The organism is Janthinobacterium sp. CG3 (assembly GCF_000344615.1).
In the GTDB taxonomy this organism is placed as follows: domain Bacteria; phylum Pseudomonadota; class Gammaproteobacteria; order Burkholderiales; family Burkholderiaceae_D; genus Janthinobacterium.
Map to the genome: position 1 here is coordinate 2,640,483 of NZ_KB467824.1, position 21,260 is coordinate 2,661,742.

At 67.4% G+C, this 21,260-nt stretch carries 16 protein-coding genes; 3 read left to right on the forward strand and 13 right to left on the reverse strand.

Annotated elements, in window-relative coordinates; genetic code table 11:
- Window positions 1-32: 32 nt before the first annotated feature.
- The 6 genes from JANGC3_RS33715 to JANGC3_RS29105 form a co-directional block, all read right to left on the reverse strand.
- Window positions 33-623: a PEP-CTERM sorting domain-containing protein gene (locus JANGC3_RS33715; protein WP_026132861.1), complete on the reverse strand. Its 591-nt coding sequence runs from the start codon at window positions 621-623 to the stop codon at window positions 33-35.
- 202 nt (window positions 624-825) lie between these two features.
- Window positions 826-1,368, reverse strand: a complete 543-nt coding sequence (locus JANGC3_RS0111505; protein WP_017876639.1) for a TIGR00730 family Rossman fold protein — start codon at window positions 1,366-1,368, stop codon at window positions 826-828.
- A gap of 23 nt (window positions 1,369-1,391) precedes the next feature.
- The gene (locus tag JANGC3_RS0111510; protein WP_017876640.1) at window positions 1,392-2,165 is read right to left on the reverse strand and encodes a hypothetical protein; all 774 of its coding nucleotides are present in this window, start codon (window positions 2,163-2,165) and stop codon (window positions 1,392-1,394) included.
- A gap of 10 nt (window positions 2,166-2,175) precedes the next feature.
- Complete coding sequence (locus JANGC3_RS0111515) at window positions 2,176-2,841, reverse strand: TetR/AcrR family transcriptional regulator (protein ID WP_026132862.1); 666 nt, start codon at window positions 2,839-2,841, stop codon at window positions 2,176-2,178.
- Window positions 2,842-2,949: 108 nt separating this feature from the next.
- Entirely contained in the window at window positions 2,950-4,218 is a 1,269-nt protein-coding gene (locus JANGC3_RS0111520) for a patatin-like phospholipase family protein (protein ID WP_017876642.1), read from the reverse strand.
- A gap of 213 nt (window positions 4,219-4,431) precedes the next feature.
- Window positions 4,432-5,151, reverse strand: coding sequence for a phasin family protein (locus tag JANGC3_RS29105; protein ID WP_017876643.1), 720 nt, complete (start codon window positions 5,149-5,151; stop codon window positions 4,432-4,434).
- A 258-nt stretch (window positions 5,152-5,409) separates the two neighbouring features.
- Here JANGC3_RS29105 and JANGC3_RS0111530 point away from each other — a divergent pair, with 258 nt between their 5' ends.
- Window positions 5,410-7,395: an SDR family oxidoreductase gene (locus JANGC3_RS0111530; protein WP_026132864.1), complete on the forward strand. Its 1,986-nt coding sequence runs from the start codon at window positions 5,410-5,412 to the stop codon at window positions 7,393-7,395.
- Between the two features lie 60 nt (window positions 7,396-7,455).
- Here the strand turns inward: JANGC3_RS0111530 and JANGC3_RS0111535 are convergent, their stop codons facing one another.
- From JANGC3_RS0111535 to JANGC3_RS0111550, 4 genes are all read right to left on the reverse strand, one after another.
- Window positions 7,456-11,088, reverse strand: coding sequence for an EAL domain-containing protein (locus JANGC3_RS0111535; RefSeq protein WP_017876645.1), 3,633 nt, complete (start codon window positions 11,086-11,088; stop codon window positions 7,456-7,458).
- A 463-nt stretch (window positions 11,089-11,551) separates the two neighbouring features.
- Window positions 11,552-12,496, reverse strand: a complete 945-nt coding sequence (locus JANGC3_RS0111540) for an esterase/lipase family protein (RefSeq protein WP_017876646.1) — start codon at window positions 12,494-12,496, stop codon at window positions 11,552-11,554.
- 10 nt (window positions 12,497-12,506) lie between these two features.
- Window positions 12,507-14,141 carry a GMC family oxidoreductase gene (locus JANGC3_RS0111545; RefSeq protein ID WP_017876647.1) on the reverse strand — a complete coding sequence of 545 codons (1,635 nt, stop codon included), beginning with the start codon at window positions 14,139-14,141 and terminating at the stop codon, window positions 12,507-12,509.
- Window positions 14,142-14,184: 43 nt separating this feature from the next.
- Window positions 14,185-14,709 (reverse strand): hypothetical protein, encoded by a 525-nt coding sequence (locus tag JANGC3_RS0111550; RefSeq protein ID WP_026132865.1) that lies wholly within the window; start codon window positions 14,707-14,709, stop codon window positions 14,185-14,187.
- 141 nt (window positions 14,710-14,850) lie between these two features.
- On the opposite strand from JANGC3_RS0111550, the gene JANGC3_RS0111555 reads away from it, so the two are divergent.
- A complete protein-coding gene (locus JANGC3_RS0111555; protein WP_017876649.1) occupies window positions 14,851-15,555 on the forward strand; it encodes an FFLEELY motif protein in 705 nt (234 codons plus the stop codon).
- A gap of 2 nt (window positions 15,556-15,557) precedes the next feature.
- Here JANGC3_RS0111555 and JANGC3_RS0111560 read toward each other — a convergent pair whose 3' ends face one another.
- Entirely contained in the window at window positions 15,558-16,316 is a 759-nt protein-coding gene (locus JANGC3_RS0111560) for an RNA methyltransferase (protein WP_017876650.1), read from the reverse strand.
- Between the two features lie 196 nt (window positions 16,317-16,512).
- Between JANGC3_RS0111560 and JANGC3_RS0111565 the strand changes: the two genes are divergently transcribed.
- Window positions 16,513-17,295: an inositol monophosphatase family protein gene (locus JANGC3_RS0111565; RefSeq protein ID WP_017876651.1), complete on the forward strand. Its 783-nt coding sequence runs from the start codon at window positions 16,513-16,515 to the stop codon at window positions 17,293-17,295.
- A 93-nt stretch (window positions 17,296-17,388) separates the two neighbouring features.
- On the opposite strand, the gene JANGC3_RS0111570 is transcribed toward JANGC3_RS0111565, so the two are convergent.
- Together JANGC3_RS0111570 and JANGC3_RS30805 are read right to left on the reverse strand one after the other, a co-directional pair.
- Window positions 17,389-19,545 (reverse strand): TonB-dependent receptor plug domain-containing protein, encoded by a 2,157-nt coding sequence (locus JANGC3_RS0111570; protein WP_081611831.1) that lies wholly within the window; start codon window positions 19,543-19,545, stop codon window positions 17,389-17,391.
- Between the two features lie 178 nt (window positions 19,546-19,723).
- Window positions 19,724-21,256 (reverse strand): M23/M56 family metallopeptidase, encoded by a 1,533-nt coding sequence (locus JANGC3_RS30805; protein ID WP_051068280.1) that lies wholly within the window; start codon window positions 21,254-21,256, stop codon window positions 19,724-19,726.
- Between the last annotated feature and the right edge of the window lie 4 nt (window positions 21,257-21,260).

A 21,260-nucleotide genomic window follows, 5' to 3' on the forward strand; every position in this document is an offset into this window, starting at 1 on the left:
CCCCGCAGGCGCGGCACGGTTCAGCGCGAACGTCAGACCGGGCGTTTGCGCCGGCCCATGAAGCCAAGCAAGCCCAGGCCGGCGAGCAACATCGCATAGGTGCCGGGTTCCGGCACCGCACTCACGTTGATATTGTCGAACTGGTGCACTTTGGTCAGGCTTTCTTTCCAGGTCACGGACAGCAGGTTGTTAAACCCGGTGAAGGTATGCGCGCTGAAGACATTCGCGGTACTGACCGAGAACGTCTGGCTGACGGTGCCGCCGCCCAGTACATGGCCGACAAAGGTCACGTCATAGGCGCTACGGCCCAGGCTGAGCAAATCTGCCAACTCGATCGAGTTGAGCGAAAACGCGCCGCCGCCGGCGCGCGTCAGATACGTGGTGGCCAACGGCGTGTTGGACAGCGCGGCCGAGCCCGCGTACAGCGGGTTGTTGGCGTAAACCGAACCGAAGAGGCCGAAATTGGTGGTCAGATTGAAGCCGTCCTCGCTGTAGGCGGGGAGGACGGTTCCGAGGAAGCCCGGCGCGGCCAGCGCGTCAAAGTCGATAACGGCCGCCTGGGCACTGGTGCCGGCCGCCAAGGCAAGCAACGCCGCCGCCCGTATACATGTCGATGCTTTCAAATTACCTCCACGGTGTAAAACGTTCTGTTCAAGGGGCTAACAACTGGACCGCGCTGCCTTGCGGCCAGTCATCCAGTCGTTGAGTTTTCTCAGATAGCAGTAGAACACGCATGATAGTATTTTGATATTTTTATTTGCAGATTGATATCGTCGGCGCGATAGTTTTCGTGGCAATCGTTTTGCAAGCCAGCGGCGCCCGCGCCTAGGCAGCGGCCTTGAAACGCCGCAGCAGCGCGGCCGGTTCGGCCTCGACCATCATCAGCGCCGCGTGTTGCGGGCGCACGAACCCCTGCCCTTGCGCGTGTTCGATGAAGCCGACCAGGCCGTCGTAGAAACCCTCGACGTTGAGCAGGCCGATCGGTTTGGCGTGGATGCCCAGTTGCGACCAGGTCAGCATCTCGAACAACTCTTCGAGGGTACCCATGCCGCCGGGCATGGCGATGAAACCGTCCGACAGCTGCGCCATCATGGCCTTGCGCTCGTGCATGTCCTTGACGATGAACTGGCGCGTCAGGCCGGTGTGGCCGACCTCGCGCTCGACCAGCGCGGTCGGGATCACGCCGGTGACCTCGCCGCCCAGACGCAGCACCTCGTCGGCGATGACGCCCATCAAGCCGACCTTGCCGCCGCCGTACACCAGCGCGACGTTGTCATCGACCAGCGCGCGCGCCAGCGCCTGCGCCGCCTCGGCGTAGCGCGGCGTGGCGCCGGGGTTGGCGCCGCAATACACGCATAGGGATTTCATCGCAATCTCATTTCTTCAATCCTTCAATCCTTCAATTCTTCCTTGGCCGCCTCGACGTCGAGGCGCTCCATCGCGTCGCGCGCGTCGCAGCCGGCGGCCTCTTCGTATAAGCCGATCGCCTCGGCCATCTTTTTCTTGCCGTCCAACATCACCAGCGCGTTGGCATACTCGATGTGGCCGATCGCCGACTCGGGATTGAGCGACAGCGCCGTCTTGAAATGCTTGAAGCCCTGGTCTTTTCTGACGCCGTAGCTCAGGCCGCCCACCATGGCGCCAACCTTGTCGATAATTTCGGCGTGGAAGGCGCCGAAGGCGATGTGCGCGTCGGCGTGCCGGGGCGCCAGCTCCAGGGTTTTTTCCAGGCTGTCGTGGACCTTGCCGCCGACGCCCTGGGACAGCGCCTTCAGCACCGAGATGCCCTGGGCATAGCGGCCCAGGCTATAGGCGTGCCAGTAGAAACCGGCCGGATTGTCGGGCTGCTCGTGCTGCTGGCGCTCGCAGCGCTCGGCCACCGCCTCGAAAGTGGCGATCTTGGCCTTGTCGTCGACTTCCAGGTAGGTCGCGTAAATGCAGGTCGCCTTGTGCGCCACCGAATAGCCGTCGACGCCGACGGCCAGGCCCAGCTTGGCGGCCTGCTCGAAATCGCCGGCGTGGAAGGCGATCCAAGCCTGCACCAGCGCCGGGTCGGACGGAAACACCTCGGCGTCGCCCTGGTGCAGCCGGGCCCACGCCTTTTCCAGGCTGGCCGGGGTGTAGACATAGGCGTTATCCTGGTACGGGAAGGTATTCCATGCCACGGCGATCTCCTTATTTTAATTGTCGCAAATATTCTTCGGATAGTTTCTGGAACAGCAGATGGGTCTCATTGCGCAGGTAGGGGCCGATCAGCGACAGCACCTGGTAGCAGCCGCGCGCCAGCGCGTCCGACATCGATTGTTGTTCGGTGTATTTGCGCGGATTGCGCACGTATTCGTAGGACAGCCAATACGTCGCCACCACCACCATATTGGTGGCCATCGCGTTGATGTCCATGTCCGACGCTTCCAGCGATTTTTCGCTGCGCAAGTCTTCGCATAACTGCTTGGCCACCTTGATCTTGTGCGCCAAAATCAGTTTGAAATGCAGTTCCAGTTTGCGGTTGCGCGACAGTAAGTCGTTCAAATCGCGGTAAAAAAAGCGGTAGCGCCAAATCAGTTCGAACATCAGGTGCAGATACAGCCAAACGTCCTCGATATTCGAGCGGCGCCCGTCCGGCACCGTCAGTATCCGCTCGATTTCCGCCTCGAATTGCACGAAAATCGAATTGACGATGTCGTCCTTGTTGCGGAAGTGGTAATACAGATTACCCGGCGATATATTCATCTCCTCCGCAATAACGGTGGTCGTGATATTCGGCTCGCCAAATTCATTAAATAAGCGCAGGGATAATTCCAGAATGCGTTCACGGGTACGGCGTGGAGCTTTTTGTAGCATAGCGATCGTTCTCTGTTTTTCTACTGCAAGCATAACACCGAAGATGCGTTCCAAGAAACACTGTTATCAAGGGACGCGGCAGCCATGCCGGCGCCGCGCCGCACGCCGCTAGCTCGCCACTTTCAGGTAGCGTTCCAGATCGTCCAGCGCCGCGTCCAGCTGGCTGATGGCGCGCCGGCCCGGCGTCTGCCTGACCAGGCTCAGCGTCTTGTCGCGCAGCACCGCCAGCTTCAACTCCATGCCGTGCCGCGCCAGCTTCGGCGCGATGCTCTCGCGCTGCCGCCACAGCATCGCGCGGGTGTTCTGGTAGGCCTGCTCGCACATGCACCGGCGGTTGCCGTAGCTGAAGATGTTGGTGAAGAACAGCTCGGCGTCGGCCTGGTTCGGCTCGAACAGCAGGATGTCGACGTGCGGATGGCTAATCTGGTAGCTGGCCATGCCGGTTTCCAGGCGCGAGTGCAGGATTGAGCGCAGCGTCTGCGACAGCACGTCGAGCAGGCCGCCGCCGGCCAGCTTGCGCGCGTGCCGCGTGCGCGCGCCGTGGCGGCGCGCGCCGTGCCGGCGGTCCGGCTCCAGCGTCGAATCGTAGGGCACGATCGGGTTCACGCAAATGAGCAAATCGACGCCCTCCTCCAGCGCGATGGAGGCGTGCATGGTCTTGCGCAGCGCGCCATCGACGAAATGCCGGCCGCCGATCTCGACCGGCGCGAACAGGCCGGGCACGGCCGCGCTGGCCTGCACCGCGACCGAAATCGGCGTGCTGTCCCAGCCGGGCGCGCCGAAGCGCACCGCGCGGCCGGTGTCGAGGTCGGTGGCGACGATCACCAGCTTGCGCTTGAGCTTGCGGAAATCGTTGCTGCGCCCGGCCTTGGCGAAGGTGGCGCGCAAAAATGTGTCGATCGCCTGGTTCGACAGGAAACCGGCCGGCAGCGCCTCCTTCATCCGCTCGAACGACGCCACCAGGCTGCCGCGCTGCGCCGTGTAATGCAGCAACGCGCCGGCCAGCAGGCGCGGCACGCTGCGGGCGCGCTTGCCGAATTCCTTCAGCGCGGGGCGCAGCAGGGTTTCCGGTTTGAACAGTGGCGCCCCGTCGAGCGCCCCGGCGTCACTTTCAATAAACAGGCGGCACATCTGGTGCGGCGTGACGCCGTTGGCCAAGCCGGCGGCGATGATGCCGCCGGCGCTGACGCCGACGTAAATATCGGCGTCGGTCAGGTCCAGGCCGCCGATGGATTCGGCCAGCGCCGCCAGGGCGCCAATTTCATACACCGCGGCCAGCGGTCCGCCGCCGGCCAGCGCCAGGCCAACGCCGCGCTTGCCGGATGGGGAGGTGCGGCCGTCGGCGGGCGCGGCGCGCGCAGAGTCAGATGCGGTCATCGGTCTTCAATACTGTGCGGCATGCAAAAAAGGCCCGCGCTGCGCGCAAGCCCGCCGTGGCGGGTCCCCCCGCCGTCCGGCGGGCGTCCCGGACCCGACCGGCGTTCTGGTCAGGGGTGAAGACCGGGCGCCCGCCGAACAGGGTCGCCGCAGCGGCGGCCAAGGGGAGATCGGCGCAAAGCGGGGCATCAAGCTCCCGCGTACCGGCTCGACTTACGCCGATGGCGTGGCGACGGCGCTGTCGTTCAAGGCGGGCGCGGCGGGCGCCGCTTTCACGTCGATTTTCCTGGCGGCGGCTTTCGGCGCCTGCTTGGCGATCGACGCCGCGGTCGGGAACTGGACGCCGCCGGCTTTTGGCGCAACCTTCACGGCCGGCTTGGCGGCAGCCTTAGGCGCGGCTTTGGCGGCCGGCTTGGCCGCTGCCTTGGCGGCCGGTTTCGCCGACGCCTTGGCGGCCGGCTTCGCCGCTGCCTTGGCGGCCGGTTTCGCCGACGCCTTTACCGGCGCCTTGGCTTCGGCCTTCACGGCCGGCGCTTTTTTGCCCGACAGCTCGGCCACGGCCTTGCTCAGCTGCTCGATGCGCTTGCTCAGTTCCTGCATATCCTTCTGGGTCGGCACGCCGATTTTTCCCAGCGCGCGCGACACGCGGTCTTCAAACACCTGCTCCAGCTTGTCCCACGATCCGGAAGCCTGCTTGCTGACGCCGTCGGCCATCTTGGTGACGGTGCCGGTGACGTCGGAGACGCGGTCTTCGGCGCGTTTTTGCAATTCGGTGCCTTCCTTGACCAGTTTAGAAAATACCCGGCCGCCCTCTTCCTGGGCCTTGGCGAAAGCGCCCAGCCCGGCCTGCCAAATTTGTTGGGCGGAAGTACGCACCGCGCTCGCCAATTGTTTCTCTTCGTCTTTCGCCAGGGTTTTTAGTTTCTTTACCATCGTCAGCTCCCGTATATAAAAATCGATTTGATTAAACCATTTTAGAGAGCAAAACTAGAGACGGGATTCTAATGCGATAGAGAAGCCCTTCTAAAGCGCGCCGGCGCGACCAAGACGCCTTGCCAACCCGCCGCCGCCCTGTAATGATTAGGCAACTTATTGGGGATATCGAAAAACCGTGGCCAGCGGCGCCGGTCCGACCGCGCGCGCGGCATGGTTTTCGAGGCCCCATTTATACAACACCAAAAGGAGAGCAGGATGCGGTATTTTGTCACCGGTGCGACGGGGTTTATCGGTAAACGCTTGGTCAAAAAGCTACTCGGACGCAAAGGCAGTGTGGTGCATTTTTTGATGCGCGAGGCCAGCCGCGGCAAGATACCGGCGCTGCTGGAATACTGGGGCGTGCCGGCAACGCGCGCCATTCCGGTATTCGGTGACCTGCGCAGCACCATGCTGGGCCTCTCCAAGGACGACCTCAAGACACTGAGCAACAAGGTCGACCATTTTTACCACCTGGCCGCCGTATACGACATGATGGCCGACGCCGACGAGCAGTTCGCCGCCAACGTCGACGGCACCCGCCACACGGTCGAACTGGCGAACGCCATCGCCCCCGGCTGCTTCCACCACGTCAGCTCGATCGCCGCCGCCGGCATGTTCGAGGGCATCTTCCGCGAAGACATGTTCGACGAGGCCGAAGGCCTGGAGCACCCGTATTTCGCCACCAAGCACGAGTCCGAGAAGATCGTCCGCGCCGACACCAAGGGCGCCTGGCGCGTCTACCGTCCCGGCATGGTGGTGGGCGATTCGAAAACCGGTGAAATGGACAAGGTCGACGGCCCCTACTACTTCTTCAAGCTGATCCAGCGCATCCGCCAGTTGCTGCCGCCGTGGATGCCGACCATCGGCCTGGAGGGCGGGCGCATCAACATCGTGCCGGTCGACTTCGTCGTCAACGCGATGGAGCACATCTCGCACCAGCCCAAGCTCGACGGCATGTGCTTCCACCTGACCGACACCGACCCGATGCGCGTGGGCGAGGTGCTCAACACCTTCTGCCGCGCCGCGCACGCGCCGACGATGAGCATCCGCGTCAACGCCGCGCTGCTCGGCTTCATCCCGAAATCGATCAAAAAAGGCATCATGTCGCTGACCCCGGTGCGGCGCGTGCGCGACGCCATCATGAGGGACATCGGCCTGCCGGACGGCATGATGACCTTCGTCAATTATCCAACCCGCTTCGACAGCCGCCACACCACCCAGGCGCTGAAGGGCAGCGGCATCGCCTGCCCGCCGCTGGCGCAATACGCCGCGCCGGTGTGGGACTACTGGGAGCGCAACCTCGACCCGGCGCTGTTGATCGACCACACGCTGCGCGGCCAGGTCGCCGGCAAGGTGGTGCTGGTCACCGGCGGCTCCTCGGGCATCGGCCTGGCGGCGGCGCACAAGCTGGCCGAGGCCGGCGCCATCACCATCATCTGCGGGCGCGACCAGGCCAAGCTGGCCGAGGCCAAGAAGGCGGTCGGGGCGCGCGGCTTCGCGCTGACCACCTACCAGGCCGACGTCGCCGACATGGCCGACTGCGACCGCTTCGTGCAACTGCTGATCGAACGGCACGGCGGCGTCGACATCCTGGTCAACAACGCCGGCCGCTCGATCCGCCGCGCCATCGAGGCCAGCTACGACCGCTTCCACGACTTCGAGCGCACCATGCAGCTGAACTACTTCGGCTGCCTGCGCCTGACCATGGGCCTGCTGCCGACGATGATCGCGCAACAGCGCGGCCACATCATCAACATCTCGTCGATCGGCGTGCTGACCAACGCGCCGCGCTTTTCGGCCTACGTCGCCTCGAAGGCGGCGCTGGAGGCGTGGACCCGCTGCGCCTCGTCGGAGCTGTCCGACGTCGGCATCAAGTTCACCACCATTAACATGCCGCTGGTGCGCACGCCGATGATCGCGCCGACCAAGCTGTACCAGAACGTGCCGACCTTGGCGCCGGAGGAGGCGGCCGACTTGATCACCGAGGCCATCGTCTACAAGCCGGTGCGCATCGCCACCCGGGTCGGCATCGCCGGCCAGGTGCTGCACGCGCTGATGCCGCGGGTCGCGCAGATCGTCCTCAACACCACCTTCCGCATGTTCCCCGACTCCGACGCGGCCAAGGGCGACGGCAAGAAGGCGCCGCAGATGTCGTCGGAGCAGTTGGCGATGCAGCAGTTGCTGCGCGGCGTGCATTTCTAGGCGGCGCGTTCCAACCAGGGGCGCCGGGCGGGTCACACCCCGGCTTGTGCCGGTGGTTTTTTACGCGGCCAGCGAGGCCGGCCCGTGCAGCAGGCCGTGCAGGCGAAAACCTTCGCGGATGTTGTCGCGCAGGACCGCGCCCTTCCACGGCTTGGTGTAGAAGCGGTCCACCGCGCCGCGGTTGATCGCCGCCATGATCGGCGTCAGGTCGGCGTAGGCCGACAGCATGATACGGAAGGTGTCCGGGCACAGGTTCTTGACCCGCTCCATGAACTCGGTGCCGCTCATCAAGGGCATGCACTGGTCGCACAGGATCACCTGGACCCGGTGCCGCGCCAGCAAATCGAAACCCTCGGCCGCCGTCTGCGCCGTCAGGATGCGGTAGCCGTCCTGCGCCAGGAAGTCGCTCAGCACGTCGAGCATGAAGGCGTCGTCGTCGACGATAAGCAGGGTCTGCTGGTCCAGCGGCCCCTCGTCGACCGGCGCCTGCAGCGTTTTACCGGCCTGTAGCATCTGCTCGAACTCGTCCTCGGCCACCGGCCGGCTGAAGTAGTAGCCCTGCATCTCGTCGCAGCCGTGGCGCCGCAGGTAGGCCAGTTGCGCGTCCTTTTCGACGCCCTCGGCGATCACTTGCAGCTTCATGCTGTGCGCCATCTTGATGATGGCCAGCACGATGGCGGCGTCGTCCGGGTTGCTGGTGACCTCGCGCACGAAGGCGATGTCGATCTTCAGCTTGTCGATCGGGAAGCGCTTCAGGTAGGCCAGGCTGGAATAGCCGGTGCCGAAGTCGTCGATGGAAATCTGGATGCCCAGCGCCTTCAGGTTGCGCAGCACGTTGATGGTTTCCTCGGCGTTCGACATCAAGGAGCTTTCGGTCAGCTCCAGCTCCAGCAGTTCGGGCGCGATGTCGTAGCGCTTGATCGCCTTCAGCACCTCCTCCTCCAGGCCGCCGACGAAGAACTGGATGCCCGACACGTTCACCGACAGGTGCACCGCGCCGGTCTTGCGGCTGCCCCACTGGCTGATCTTCTTGCAGGCCTCGTTGAGCACCCAGGTGCCGACCCGCACGATCAGGCCGGTCTCCTCGAGGATCGGGATGAACAACGCCGGCGAGACCATGCCGTGGCCGGGCCGGCGCCAGCGGATCAGCGCCTCGGCGCCGCTGATGCGCCCCGAGGCGATATGCACCTTGGGCTGGAAGAACAGCACGAACTCCTCGTTCTCGATGGCCCGGCGCAGCGCGTTCTCCAGGTCCAGGCGCGCCAGCGACTGCGCGTTCATCTCGGCGGTGAAGAAGCGGAAGGCGTCGCGCCCGGCCTCCTTGGCGCGGTACATCGCGGTGTCGGCGTATTGGATCAGGGTGTCGGCGTCGAGGCCGTCGTCCGGGTACACCGAGATGCCGATGCTGGCCGTCACCGTCACTTCGTGGCCCTTCAGGTCGAACGGCCGGCGCATCGCCTCGCGGATCTTGTCGACCACGGCGATGGCGTTTTGCGCGCCCTCGGGCAGGATCAGGATCGCCGCGAACTCGTCGCCGCCGAAGCGGCCGATGGTGTCGCGCACCCGCAGGCAGTCGACCAGGCGGCTGGAAAACTGGCGCAGCAGCTCGTCGCCGATGGTGTGGCCGAGCGTGTCGTTGACGTTCTTGAAGCGGTCGACGTCGAGGAACAGCACCGCCACCGACCAGCCGTGTTCGGCCGCCTGGCCCAGCGAATGGGCCAGCGAGTCGTAGAACTGGGTGCGGTTGGGCAGCCCGGTCAGGGTGTCGAAATGGGCCAGCTTGAGCAGGCGCTGCTGCGCCTCCTTGCGCTCGGTGATGTCGCGCGCCACCGCCACCAGGATCCAGCTCTGGCCCGAGCGCAGCGTGCGCCGCTGCACCTCGACCGACAGGGCGCTGCCGTCCTTGCACTGCAACAGCAGCTCGGCCATCGCGCCGGTCTGGTCGCCGGCCAGCAGTTTCACGTACAGGTCTTCCAGGTTGCTGTCGGTGGCGTGGCTGGCGCGGCCCGGGCCAACCTTCAAAAACTCCTCGCGCTCGTAGCCGAGCATGCGGCAGGCGGTCAGGTTGACGTCGACGAAGCACATGCCGGCGCGGTCGACCAGGAAAATCGCGTCGGCGGTGGCGTCCATCGCCAGGCGGAAGCGGCGCAAGTCCTCGTCGAGGCGGATGCGCGCCGACATGTCCAGCGTCAGCTGGGCGTGGTGGCGCTTGATTTCCTCGTACAGCAGCAGGTTGTCGTAGGCCACCGAGATTTGCGCGGCCACCGTGGCGGCGACGCGCTCGTCGACTTCGCTAAATTCGCTGGCGCCGAGCTTGTCGACCAGGTACAACCAGCCGTGCACCCGCTCGCGCGAGGCGATCGCCACGCCGAGGAAGGAGTGCACCGGCGGGTGGCTGGCCGGCAGGCCGAGCGCGGCCGGGTCGCCGTCGAGGTCGTTGACGCGGAACGGCTGGCGCTGTTCCAACACCTTGCTGAGCACGCCGGCGCGCGGCGTCGCGGCGATCTGGCTGGCCTGCTGCTCGTTGCCGCAGGAGGCGAAATAACTGAGTTTGTCGCCGTCGTTTTCAAGCACGCCGATGCAGGCGTATTTCGACACGCAGATGTTTTGCGCGACGCGGCAGCCGATTTCAATGAGCGCCAGCGGGTCGCGCTCGGCGCCCAGTTCGATGCCCAGCTCGATCAGCGCGGTCAGGCGCAGGCTGACCGCCTGCAGGCTGGCGAGCGAGCGCGAGAGGCGCTCGGTCATCAGCGCCAGCGGTTCGTCGGCCCGCTCCAGCCCGTCTCCCTGGCGGGCGAACTTGCTGATCAACTGGCTGCTCGACTCCAGCTCGACCAGGTATTCGTTGACCTTGTTGTCGATGCCGCGGAAATGCCCGGCCGCCGGCGGCGCCGGCGCGAACGCCGCCGGCGCGCGCGGCTCGGACTCCTGGGCCAGGCCGAGCGCCTCGTGGACGGTGCGCAAAATCACGTCCGGGTCGGACGGCTTGGGCAGCACCCAGCGCACGCCGCAGGCCTGCGCCAGCACGTTGGCCTCGCGCTCGCGGTAGGTGGCGGTGTAGAAAATGATCGGCACGTCGGCCGTGGCCGGGTCTTCGTGCATGCGGGTGACGAACTCGTAGCCGTCCATATTGGGCATCAGGATGTCGGAGATGACCAGGTCGGGGCGCTCGCTGCGGACCATTTTCAAGCCCTCGGCGCCGTTGGCCGCCTCCAGCAGGCGGTGGCCGCCGTAGCCCAGCAGGGCCATCAGGAACTCGCGGTTGAGGACGTGGTCGTCGACGATGAGGATGGTGGCAATGTCGCTTTTAACCGGCGCCGACAGCGCCCCCGGTAAAAACGCTTCCAATTGCGTCACGAAGGCGTCGGGCTCGATCGGCTTGCCGATATAGCCGTCGAAGCCGGCCGCCAGCAGGCGCTCGCGGTCGCCCAGCATGGCCAGCGCCGTCACCGCCAGCGTCGGGATCGCCGCCGTGGCCGGGTCGCCCTTGAGCGCGGCGACCACGCCGTAGCCGTCCAGCTTGGGCAGGTGGACGTCGCAGATGATCAGGTCGGGCAGCTCGCGCCGCGCCACCTTGACGCCCTCCTCGCCGTCACAGGCCATCAGCGGAGCGTAGCCGAAGGCGCGCAACAAATACACCATCAACTCCATGTTGGTGGCGTTGTCTTCGATGATAAGGATGCGTGCCGACACTATAGCGCTCCCGATAAAATATGCATGCGCGTTCGCCGCGCGCGCGGCGCCGGCTGCGCCGACCTGACCTGCCTTGCCGGCGAGCCGGAGTAGTTTGCCATCATCCAGTTTCCCTGGTGCGCGCAGGCACCGTCCTGTCCTTGCATACCGAGAACCATACAGCAAGCCAGCGCCGCGAATTCTCACCAAATGTCACGCAAGCGGCGCGCCGGGTCCGGCGCCCGGAGGCGCGGCGGCGGGGAAACCCGGCGCGGACGCGAATTGTTGCTTGCTCTCAATATAGTCTAACGCCAGAACGCGGCACTGTCATCCGAGTTCAGCTTGATCTGTGGCAACATTGAGTTAAAAACAGACACTCTGGAGCAGCCGGCGCGCTTTTCATAGGCAGGCTTAGCCGGAACGGCGCAAGCCGGCTGGCGTCGGCGGCGGCCCGGCGTCGGATGACGCGTGCCGCTAAGCCGACCTACGCGCCAACGGCGGCGCCAGCGGGCCTTTCGGCGGCCGAGGCCAGCGCGATTTCGTCCAGCACGCACGCCAGGATACGCGGGTGGCGCCCCAGCGCGACGTGGCCGATGGCGCCGAATTCGAGGTTTTTCGCGTCCGCCAGCCAGGACGAGGTTTGCGGCGCGACGATGTTGTCGTGGTGCGAAAAAATCGAGGTGAACAGCGCGCGCCGGGCCGGCGTTTCGGCCGCCGCCAGCGCCGCCAGCCAGTCGCTGCCGCGGCGCATCTGGCGCGCGTTCAGGCCGGCGCCGAAACTGGCCAGGCCGGTGCCGTGGTGCGGCGTGCCCAGCGTGATCACGCGCGCCACCCGCGCCGCGCCGTCGCTGCGCAGGTAGGCCCGCGCCGCCAGCCCGCCCATGCTGTGGCAGACCAGGATCACGCGGGCGTGGCCGCTGGCGGCGCACAGCTCGTCGACGGCCCGCCGCAGCAGCGGCGCGTAGGCGTCGATGCCGGCGCCTATCGGTTCGAGGTCGATGGCGGCGTGGCTGACGCCGGCTTGCGCCAGGCGCCGGCTCAGCGCCGCCCAATAGCCGCGGTTGCAAACGTAACCGTGCAGCAGCAGCACCGGCGGGCCGCTGGCGGCGGGCGCCAGGTGGCTATCCAGCCGCGGCCAGGCCATGCTCCAGGACGAGGCCAGCATGGTGGCGGCGAACTCGCCGGCGAACAGGCGGCAGCGCGCCGCCGGCGACGGCCGGTAGCGCGCCGGCGTGGCGCTGCCGGCGCGCCAGCTGAACCAAAAATTATTGGCCGTGATGAACAAGCGCAGCAGCAGCACCGCGGCGCCGGCCAGCAGCAGCGCCAGGCCGCCCTGGCGCGTCCGGCCGACGTTGAGCAGGGCCAGCGCCAATGCCGCCAGCAGCAGCAACTGCAGCGCCAGCAACAGCTTGAGGATGCGCGCCATCATCGCGGCCGCCTCAGCACTGCGCCCGCGGGCGCGGCGCCGGCCGACCCGTCAGCGACTGCGCCAGCGCGCTGGCCAGGCGCGCCGCGACGGCGTAGATCGACAACTGCGGATTGGCGCCGACCGAGGTCGGGAACAGCGAGCCGTCGTGCACCGACAAGTTGGCCGCGCCGTGGTAGCGGCCGTCGGCGCCGACCACGCCCAGGCGCACGTCGTCGGCCATGCCGCAGCCGCCCATCACGTGGGCCGACACCACCCGGGTCAGCAAATTGCGGTACGGCAGCGCGGCGATGCCTTTGGCGGCCTCGGCCCAGGTGGCGTAGCCGCGCGCCATCTCGTGGACCGGGTAGACGCTCTTGGCGCCGGCGGCGAACTGGATCTCGGCCATCGACAACAGCGCGCGGCGCACGCCGTCCCAGACGAAGTCCGAGATCGGATAGTCGAGCACCGGCGCGCCGCCGGCGCCCAGCGCGACGCTGCCGCCCGGCGCGTCGGCGTGGAAGCCGTCGCGCAGCAGCGCCAGCAGCGCGTGGGTGTGGCTGAACTGGCGCATCATCGCCGCGTGCTCGTCGCCGAAGCCGCCCATCGTCGTCGACAGCAGCAGCGGATGCAGCGGCGGCGCCTCCAGCTTGTAGCCGATGGCGCCGTCGATCGCCTGGCTGTGCAGGAAATGGTCGGAGTAAATCGTCTGCGGCGCGCCGGCGTAGCCGTCGACGCGCTGCGCGAAGGTGCCGGCCGACATCACCGTCGGGTGCAGGAAGGTGCGCTTGCCCAGCAGGGCGTGCGGGTCCGGCGCCATCGAGCGCATCAGCAGCGCCGGCGAATTGATCGCGCCGCCGGCCACCACGAAATGCTTGGCGCGCAGCGTCACGCGGCGCCCGGTCGGCGCCAGCCCGGCGCCGTCGAGCGCCGCGCAGACCAGGTGGTCGACGTGCTTGCCCTTGAAGGACAGCCGTTCGGCGCGGGCGCGCGTGAGCAGGGTGGCGCCGCCGGCCAGCGCCGCCGGGATCGTCGTCACCAGCATCGACTGCTTGGCGTTGGTCGGGCAGCCCATGCCGCAGTAACCGAGGTTCCAGCAGCCCTTGACGTTGCGGCGGATCGCCGCCACGCCGACGCCCAGCTTGCCGGCGCCGCGCCGCAGCAAGTCGTTGTTCTCGTTCGGCGGCGCGTTCCAGGCGCCCACGCTGAGGCGCTGCTCCATCATCTCGAACCACGGCGCAAGCGCCGCCTCCGAGTACTCCTTCAGGCCGAAATGCCGGCCCCAGTATTCCAGCGTGCCGGGCGGCGTGCGAAAGCTGGAGGTCCAGTTCACCGTGGTCGAACCGCCCACCGTGCGGCCCTGCAAAATGTTGATTCCCTTGTCCTTGGTCTTGCGCGCGCCCGCCTCCTGGTACAGCGCCGGGTAGGCCTCGGCCTCGCGCATCTTGAAGTGCCTCGACGACTTGAGCGCGCCCTCCTCGACGATCACCACCCTCAGGCCGGCCAGCGTCAGGATCTCCGCGCTGACGCCGCCGCCGGCGCCGCTACCGACCACTACCACGTCGGCCTCGATGACGCGGTCCTCGGCCAGCGCGCTGGCGTCGATCACCTTCCAGCCGGCCGCCAGGCCGGCCTGGATCGGGTCGGGGATGACGTGTGGATTGCTCATTGCCGCTTCCTCAAAATGCATCGCATAGTTGTCGCATAGTTGTTTAGCCCAGTTCCTTGATCGGACCGGGGTAGCCGATCGCCGCCCAGTTGCCCGGGTCGCTATACCAGGCGCCGATAACCAGGTCGTGCAAGGCGTGGTAGGCGCTTTGCAGCGCGGCGAAACGGTGCGTGCGCCAGCTTTGCAGGAAGGCGGCCAGCTGCGCCGGGGTGGCCTCGGCCCAGCCGCCGGGGACGCCGGCGACGAAGCGCCGCGCCGGCGCCAGCGCCAGCAGGCCGAACAGGTCTTGCACCTCTTGCTGGGTCGCCAGCGGCAAGCCGAGGATGGCCTGGTTGACCCGTTCGCTGACGGCGGCGACGGCGGCGGCGCGCGGCGCCGGCCCGGCCGGCACGGCCGAACCCAGCATGGCCGGGGCGATCGCCGCCAGCGCCGCGCCGGCCGCGCCGTCGAGGACGAAGCGGCCGGGCGGCGTCGGCCCGCGCACCAGCCGGTAGACGGCGCCGCCGCCGGCCAGCACGAGCGCGCCGACGACACCGACCTTGAGAAAGGATCTGCGCGATATCCGCATGTCTGTGCTTCCCTATTTTATGTATGCGGCCAGTGTACGCCAAGGCCCGGCGCCGCCACGGCGCAAAAATAGAGCGTCCCGTCTAGCGCGGCTTGCTCAAAGTTGCGTGCCCTGGCAAGCAAGATCTGGTAAAAGTGCCATATGAGAAAAGAAGACCTCGTCAAGACCCTGGAGCAGCAGCTGGGCGCCGTCAAGGCCGAGCGCCTGGCGGCCCGGCGCGACCCCGGCCTGCTGGCCGCGCGCACCGCGCTCAAGCAATTCCAGTCGGCGCGGCTGGCGCGCAGCCACGCCGACCTGCTGGCCGCGCCCGACAGCCACCACGCCGCGCTGTTTTTCCTCGACGAGTTGTACGGCTCGGCCGACCTGAGCCAGCGCGACGCCGACCTGGCGCGCATCGTCCCGACCATGCAGCGGCTGCTGCCGCTGCACGCGCTGCAAACCATCACCCAGGCGATCGTCCTCGACGCGCTGTCCGAGCGGCTCGACACGGCGCTGGCGCGCGCGCTGGGCGCGGCGTTCAGCGAGCAGCAGTATATAGACGGCTACCGCGCCGTCAGCGCGCACGCCGACCGCGACAGCCAGCTGACGCTGGTCAAGGCGCTCGGCGATTCGCTGTGCGAGCTGGTGCGGGTACCCTTCCTGGCGACGACGCTGGGCGTGATGCGCGGGCCGGCCCGGCTGGCCGGACTGGGCGACCTGCATCGCTTCCTCGAGCGCGGCTTCAGCACCTTCAAGCAAATGAAGCGGCCGCGCGACTTCGTCGCCACCATCGTCGGGCGCGAACGTAGCGTGCTGGAGAATATTTTTTGCGGCCGGGCCCAGCCCTTCGAGCTGGGCGGCGGCTAACGCTAGGGCTTGCTCTTGGCCAGAATCTGCCGGGCGATGCCGCGCAGGATGTTGACTTCCTCGGTTTCCAGCTGGGTGCGCGAAAACAGGCGCTTGAGCCGCGGCATCAGCTTTTTCGGGTTGTCGGCGTCGAGGAAATCGATCGCCACCAGGGCCCGCTCCAAGTGCTGGTACATGCCCTCGATCTGCGTCAGGCCGGCGGCCTGGCCGTGGAAGCCGATGTCGGTGGCGCCCTGGGCGTCGCCCAGCGCGGCGACGCGGCATTCGTAGGCCAACACCTGCGCGGCCTGCGACAGGTTCAGCGAGGAATACGCGGGATTGGCCGGAATATTGATCAACACATTACATTTTTCGACGATCTCGTTCGGCAGGCCGAAGCGCTCGTTGCCGAAAATGAGGGCGGCGTTCAGGTCGGCGCTGCCGGCCAGCTGCGCCGCCAGCGCGCGCGGCGCCAGCACCGGCGGCGAAAATTCGCGCAGCCGGGCCGACACGGCGGCGGCGAAATTGCAGCCGTCGAGCGCCTCGGCCATCGAGCCGACGATGCGCGCGCCGGCCAGGATATCCTGGGCGCCGCTGGCGAAGGCGACCGCCTCCTCGTCCTGCAGCGCGTCGGGAAAGCGCGGATTGACCAGCACCAGTTCGGAAAATCCCATCGTTTTCATGGCGCGCGCGACGCCGCCGATATTGCCGGGGCGGCTGGTCTGGACCAGGATAAATCGCAGGCGTGTGAAAAGAGACGTGTTGATTTCGGGCAGGTTCATTTAAAATAGCGCTATTGCGCGGTATCGATACGGGATTGTCGGGTCACAGCGGAGCGAAAAACCCGCTCCAGGCCGGGATTTTAACCATTTCGGCACCGCTCCGCTCTTTAATTCATTCTTGTACTCTAACGCGCCGCGGGCCGGAAACGTCCCGCTGGGCGTTAGCGTTCTTTTACCGGAAGCTCATATGCACCCAATGCTCAATACGGCGATCAAAGCCGCCCGTCGCGGCGCGACCGTCATCAACCGCGCCTCGTTTGACCTCGACCGCGTCGTCGTCACCGAAAAACAACACAACGATTTCGTCACCGATATCGACCAGGCCGCCGAACAAGCGATCATCGAGGTGCTGACCAAGGCCTATCCGACCCACGCGATCCTGGCCGAAGAGTCCGGAGCTTCCGCCAACACGCACGACGAGAACGAATTCCAGTGGATCATCGATCCGCTCGACGGCACCACCAACTTCATCCACGGCTTCCCGCAATACTGCATCTCGATCGCGCTGGCCCAGCGCGGCGTCGTCACGCAAGCCGTCATCTACGACCCGGTGCGCAACGACCTGTTTACCGCCACCAAGGGCGCCGGCGCCTACCTGAACGACAAACGCATCCGCGTCACCAAGCTCGACCGCATCTCCAACGCCCTGCTGGGCAATGGCTACGTGGCCGGCAGCCCGCGCGCGCTCGACGAATACCTGAAGATGTACCAGATCATGGGTGAACGCGCGCAGGGCGTGCGCCGCGCCGGTTCGGCCGCGCTGGACCTGGCCTACGTCGCCTGCGGCCGCCTCGACGGCTTCTACGAAAAAGGCCTGAAGCCTTGGGACATCGCGGCGGGCGCCCTGATGATCACCGAATCGGGCGGCATCGTCGGCGAATTCAGCGGCGAGTCGGACTACCTGTACAAGGGCGACGTCATCGCCGCCAGCCCGAAGATTTTCGGCCAGATGGTCGCCCTGCTGGCGCCGTTCGCCTAAGTATGCCGTAGGTCGGATTACGCGTCGCGCTCATCCGACCGACGATTGCCGACTGTTGCGGATACCGGAACCAGCGCCATGCCGCTGGTTTTTTTACAACTGCCGCTCCAGCGTCAGGCGCACGCTCGGATAGGTCGAGGTGGTGCGCGTCGTGCGCAGCGCGCCGTAGTCGTCCTGGTAGTGCGATTGCTCGGTGTAGTCGCGCCGCAGCAGGTTCGCGGCCGACAGCCGCAGCCGCGTCTTGCCATCCAACGTCCACAACGCATAGACATCCAGCTCGCGCTTGGCGCTGTCGCGCGAACTCAACTTGCTCGACTGGCGCACCGGCCCGGCGCCTTGCAGGTTGAAGTTGCCGCCGACGGTCAGCGCGGCGCCCGGCCAGCGATAATCCACGCCCAGGTTGGCGCTCAGCGGCGTTTGCTCGTCGAGCCGGTTGTCCGGCCCCGGCACGCGCTCGACGCGCGACCAGTTGCGCGTCAAGTTAGCGCGCAGGTCCAGCGCCGGCGCGCCCGGCCACAGCGATTGCAAGCCCAGCTTGGCCTCCAGCTCGACGCCGCGCACGCTGGCGGCGCCGCCGTTGGCCGGCGTGGCGATCCACACGCCGTCGCGCTGGAACAGCAACTCCTGGCGCACGTCCTGGATGCGGCGCATGAACAAATTCGCGCTCAGCATGCCCTGCCCGGCAAAATAATGCTCGTAGCCGGCGTCCAGCCCCCACGCCAGCTCGGGGCGCAGCGCCGGATTGCCCTGGGTGTCCGGGTTGCTCGGATTGTTGTCGTTGTCGACCGTGAAACGCCGCGGCAGCAGGTCGAGGATCGCCGGCGCCTTGTAGCTGCGGCTCAACGCCAGCCGCAGCTGGTCCTTGCCGCCCAGCTTGTACCGGCTTTGCAGCAGCGGACTCCAGACGCTGGAGCGCACGTCCACCGCGTCCAGGCCGCGGCCCTCGCTCAGCGTCTTCAAGCCTTCCCAACGCAAGCCCAGGTAAAGCGACCAGTGCGCTCCGATCTCCCACTCGTCCTGGGCGAACAGGGCCAGGCGGCGGATGGCGACGTCGTAGTGCTCGTCGCTGCCGCCCAGCGCCGTGCCGCCGGCGCCGAACAGCGTTTCCAGGCGCGACTCGCGGCGGCGCTTGTGGCCGCCGTCCCAACCCAGCGCCAGCGCGTGCCGCTCGCCGATCGGCCGGCGCCAAGTGCCGGCCACGGTGGCGCCGCGCTCGTTCGCGGGGGAGACGACGTGGTGCTCGCCGGTGCGGCGCGCGTCGCCGTCGAGGCCGTAGAAATGGAAGTCGGAATAGCGCCGGAAGTCGCTGGCGCCCAGTTTAAGTTCGAATCTGGCGCCCTCGGACAACTGGCGCACCCAGCCCAGGTCGCTGCGCCACTGGACGCCGCGCGCAACGAAGGTGCCGAGGTTGTCGGGAAACTCGGTCGGCGCGCCGACGTCGGTGCGCTCGCCGGTGCGCCGCTGGTTGTCGACCAGCTTGAGGTTATACAGGTTCTGCAAACTGAGCGTGTCGCCGTTGGCCAGCGCCCAGTTCAGCCGCGGCGCCAGACTGAACACCCGCTCGTCGCCCCGCTCCACCCAGTCGCCGCGGCGCGACAGTTGCAAGGCGCCGCCGGCGTCGCGCCCCCGCTGCACCTGCCGCGCCGGCGTCGCCTTGCGCGTGTCGGTGGCCGTCGCCGCCACCGTGTACGACAGCGCGCCGGCGCGATCGGACCATTGCGCCGCCAGTTGCGGCGAGGTTTTGCCGTGCTGTTCGGCCAGGCCCAGCTTCACCTCGCGCTGGCCGCCGGCCAGCGCCTTCTTCAACACCACGTTGATGGTGCCGGCGATCGCCTGCGCGCCGAACTCCGCCGTCGGGGCGCGCAGGATGTCGATGCGCTCGATCAGCTCGGGGGCAATCGAATCGAGCGAAGAACCGTTCGGCACGGCCACGCCGTTGAGCAGGATCTGGGTGTAGCCGCTGCCCAGGCCGCGCATGCGGATCTCGCCGCCCTGGCCGGGCGCGCCGCCGATACTGACGCCGGGCAGGCGTTTGAGCACGTCGGCCAGGCTGCGGTCTCCCTGGCGCACGATCTCCTCGTGGCCGACGACGATCTGGCCGGTGCCGCCGTGGCGGCGCTGGTCGAACTTGCCGGCCGTCACCAGCACCTGCGGCATCGGCGCCGCCGCTTCAGGTTCGGCGGCGGCGCCGGCGCCGGCGCGGCCGGCGGCCAGGGCCAGCGCGCCATACAATAAAGTTTGATATCTCATCTTTAATATCCACAAACGTATAGGCGCGACGAAGCGACGGCGCGCACGCCGTGGCAAAACATCATCGGCCGACAGGGGGGGGGGGGGACCGGGCGCCGCGCCGGGCGCGCCGGAAGCAAAAACCCGGGGGGGGGGGGGGGGGAACCGGCGCCGCGACTGGCGCGCCGGAACGCAAACACTAGCGGGCGGGCGGGGGATACTTGTTGCGTCCGGCGCCCTTGCCGTCCAGTTCGGTCAACTTGACCTGGGGATTGACGCGGCGCGCCTCCTCGAACATCTCGAAATGCAGATGCGGGCCGGTCGCCATGCCGGTGCTGCCAACCTTGCCGATGAGCGCGCCGGCGGCGACCGTCTCGCCGACCTTGACGGCGCTGCTGTCGAGGTGGGCGTACATCGAGCGCCGCTTGTGCGCGTGTTCGAGCATGATATAGATGCCGTAGCGGGAGTCGCGGGCGACCTCGCCAACCGTGCCGGCGGCCACGGCGAGCACCGGCGTGCCCTTGGGCGCGCCGAAATCGATGCCCTTGTGGGCGCTGCGATGGACGTTGCCGATGTGGCCGTACCAGCTGTTGACGCGCACCACGTCGAGCGGATTGCGCCACAGCTCGACCGGCGCCTCGGCGACCTCGGCCACGGCGTCCAGCACGGCCGCCGCCAGCGGCACCGTTTCGCCCCAGGCGAAGGCCGGCCGCAGCACGGCGCCGGCAAGCAGCACCGCCGCCAAGGACAGCCCCGGCACCCACTTGCCGAAGGCGCTGAGCTTGCCGGCGCCGGCCTGGCGCATCAGCCGCACCCGCTCCAGCATGCCGCCGCCGCCGCCGCCGAAGGCCAAGCCGGGCATGCCGTACGGCTGCGCAACGGCGGCGCCGGCTTGCGCCTTGAGCTGCAACACCAGCGCCGCCGCGTACTCCCGGCGCTGCTCTTGCGGCCGCCCGGCCAGCACCTGGCGGTCGCAAGCCAGTTCCTGCGCCCAGCCCAGCTTGTCGCCCATCCAGCGCAGCGCCGGATTGAACCACAACACGCTTTGCAGCAACAGCGCCAGCGCCTGCCACAGCGGGTCGCGGCGGCGCCAGTGGGTCAGCTCGTGCTCGACGATCATCTGCTGCTGTTGCACGCTGAAGTGATCCAGATGCGCGGGCAGCAACAGGCAAGGTTTGAACAGGCCGGCGAGCATCGGCGACACCGCCGCCGCGGTCTGGCGCACCGCCAGGCCGCGGCGTTCCAGCTCGGCCACCTGGGCCGGGCCGAAGGCCGGATGGGCGCGCAGCTGCGCCCCGTCCAGACGCACCGACGCGGCCAGCATCAGGCGCCACAGCCGCTGCGCCCGCCACACCCGCCGCAAGGCCCACAGCATACCGACCAGATACAAGGGCAGCCACAACGCCGGCAGGCCAAGGCGCCAGTCCAGGCGCGTCGCGGCGCCCGCCGGCGCCGCGGCCGGCCCGACCATCAAGGCCAGCGGCGTGGCGGCCGTCACCGTCACCGGCGGCACGACGCTCCAGCGCGGCTTGTGCGGCAGCAGCGCCAGCACGAACACGGCGCCGACCACGCCCTGGGCCAGCAGCCAGAGCGCGCGCTGGGCCGCCAGCGCCGGCCAGCGCCGCAGCGCCAGCCGCAGCGCGCCCCACAGCAGCAGGCCGGCCAGCAAAGACACCAGGCTCGCATATAACAGTTTCAAGGAAATGAGGGTGGTAAGCAGCGGCATGTCCATCGCG

Coding starts and splice junctions, on each gene's coding strand:
- JANGC3_RS0111505 (WP_017876639.1), bottom strand. CDS start 1,368: ATGAAATCCCTATGCGTGTATTGCGGCGCCAACCCCGGCGCCACGCCG.
- JANGC3_RS0111515 (WP_026132862.1), bottom strand. CDS start 2,841: ATGCTACAAAAAGCTCCACGCCGTACCCGTGAACGCATTCTGGAATTA.
- JANGC3_RS0111520 (WP_017876642.1), bottom strand. CDS start 4,218: ATGACCGCATCTGACTCTGCGCGCGCCGCGCCCGCCGACGGCCGCACC.
- JANGC3_RS29105 (WP_017876643.1), bottom strand. CDS start 5,151: ATGGTAAAGAAACTAAAAACCCTGGCGAAAGACGAAGAGAAACAATTG.
- JANGC3_RS0111530 (WP_026132864.1), top strand. CDS start 5,410: ATGCGGTATTTTGTCACCGGTGCGACGGGGTTTATCGGTAAACGCTTG.
- JANGC3_RS0111540 (WP_017876646.1), bottom strand. CDS start 12,496: ATGATGGCGCGCATCCTCAAGCTGTTGCTGGCGCTGCAGTTGCTGCTG.
- JANGC3_RS0111545 (WP_017876647.1), bottom strand. CDS start 14,141: ATGAGCAATCCACACGTCATCCCCGACCCGATCCAGGCCGGCCTGGCG.
- JANGC3_RS0111550 (WP_026132865.1), bottom strand. CDS start 14,709: ATGCGGATATCGCGCAGATCCTTTCTCAAGGTCGGTGTCGTCGGCGCG.
- JANGC3_RS0111555 (WP_017876649.1), top strand. CDS start 14,851: ATGAGAAAAGAAGACCTCGTCAAGACCCTGGAGCAGCAGCTGGGCGCC.
- JANGC3_RS0111560 (WP_017876650.1), bottom strand. CDS start 16,316: ATGAACCTGCCCGAAATCAACACGTCTCTTTTCACACGCCTGCGATTT.
- JANGC3_RS0111565 (WP_017876651.1), top strand. CDS start 16,513: ATGCTCAATACGGCGATCAAAGCCGCCCGTCGCGGCGCGACCGTCATC.
- JANGC3_RS0111570 (WP_081611831.1), bottom strand. CDS start 19,545: ATGAGATATCAAACTTTATTGTATGGCGCGCTGGCCCTGGCCGCCGGC.
- JANGC3_RS30805 (WP_051068280.1), bottom strand. CDS start 21,256: ATGGACATGCCGCTGCTTACCACCCTCATTTCCTTGAAACTGTTATAT.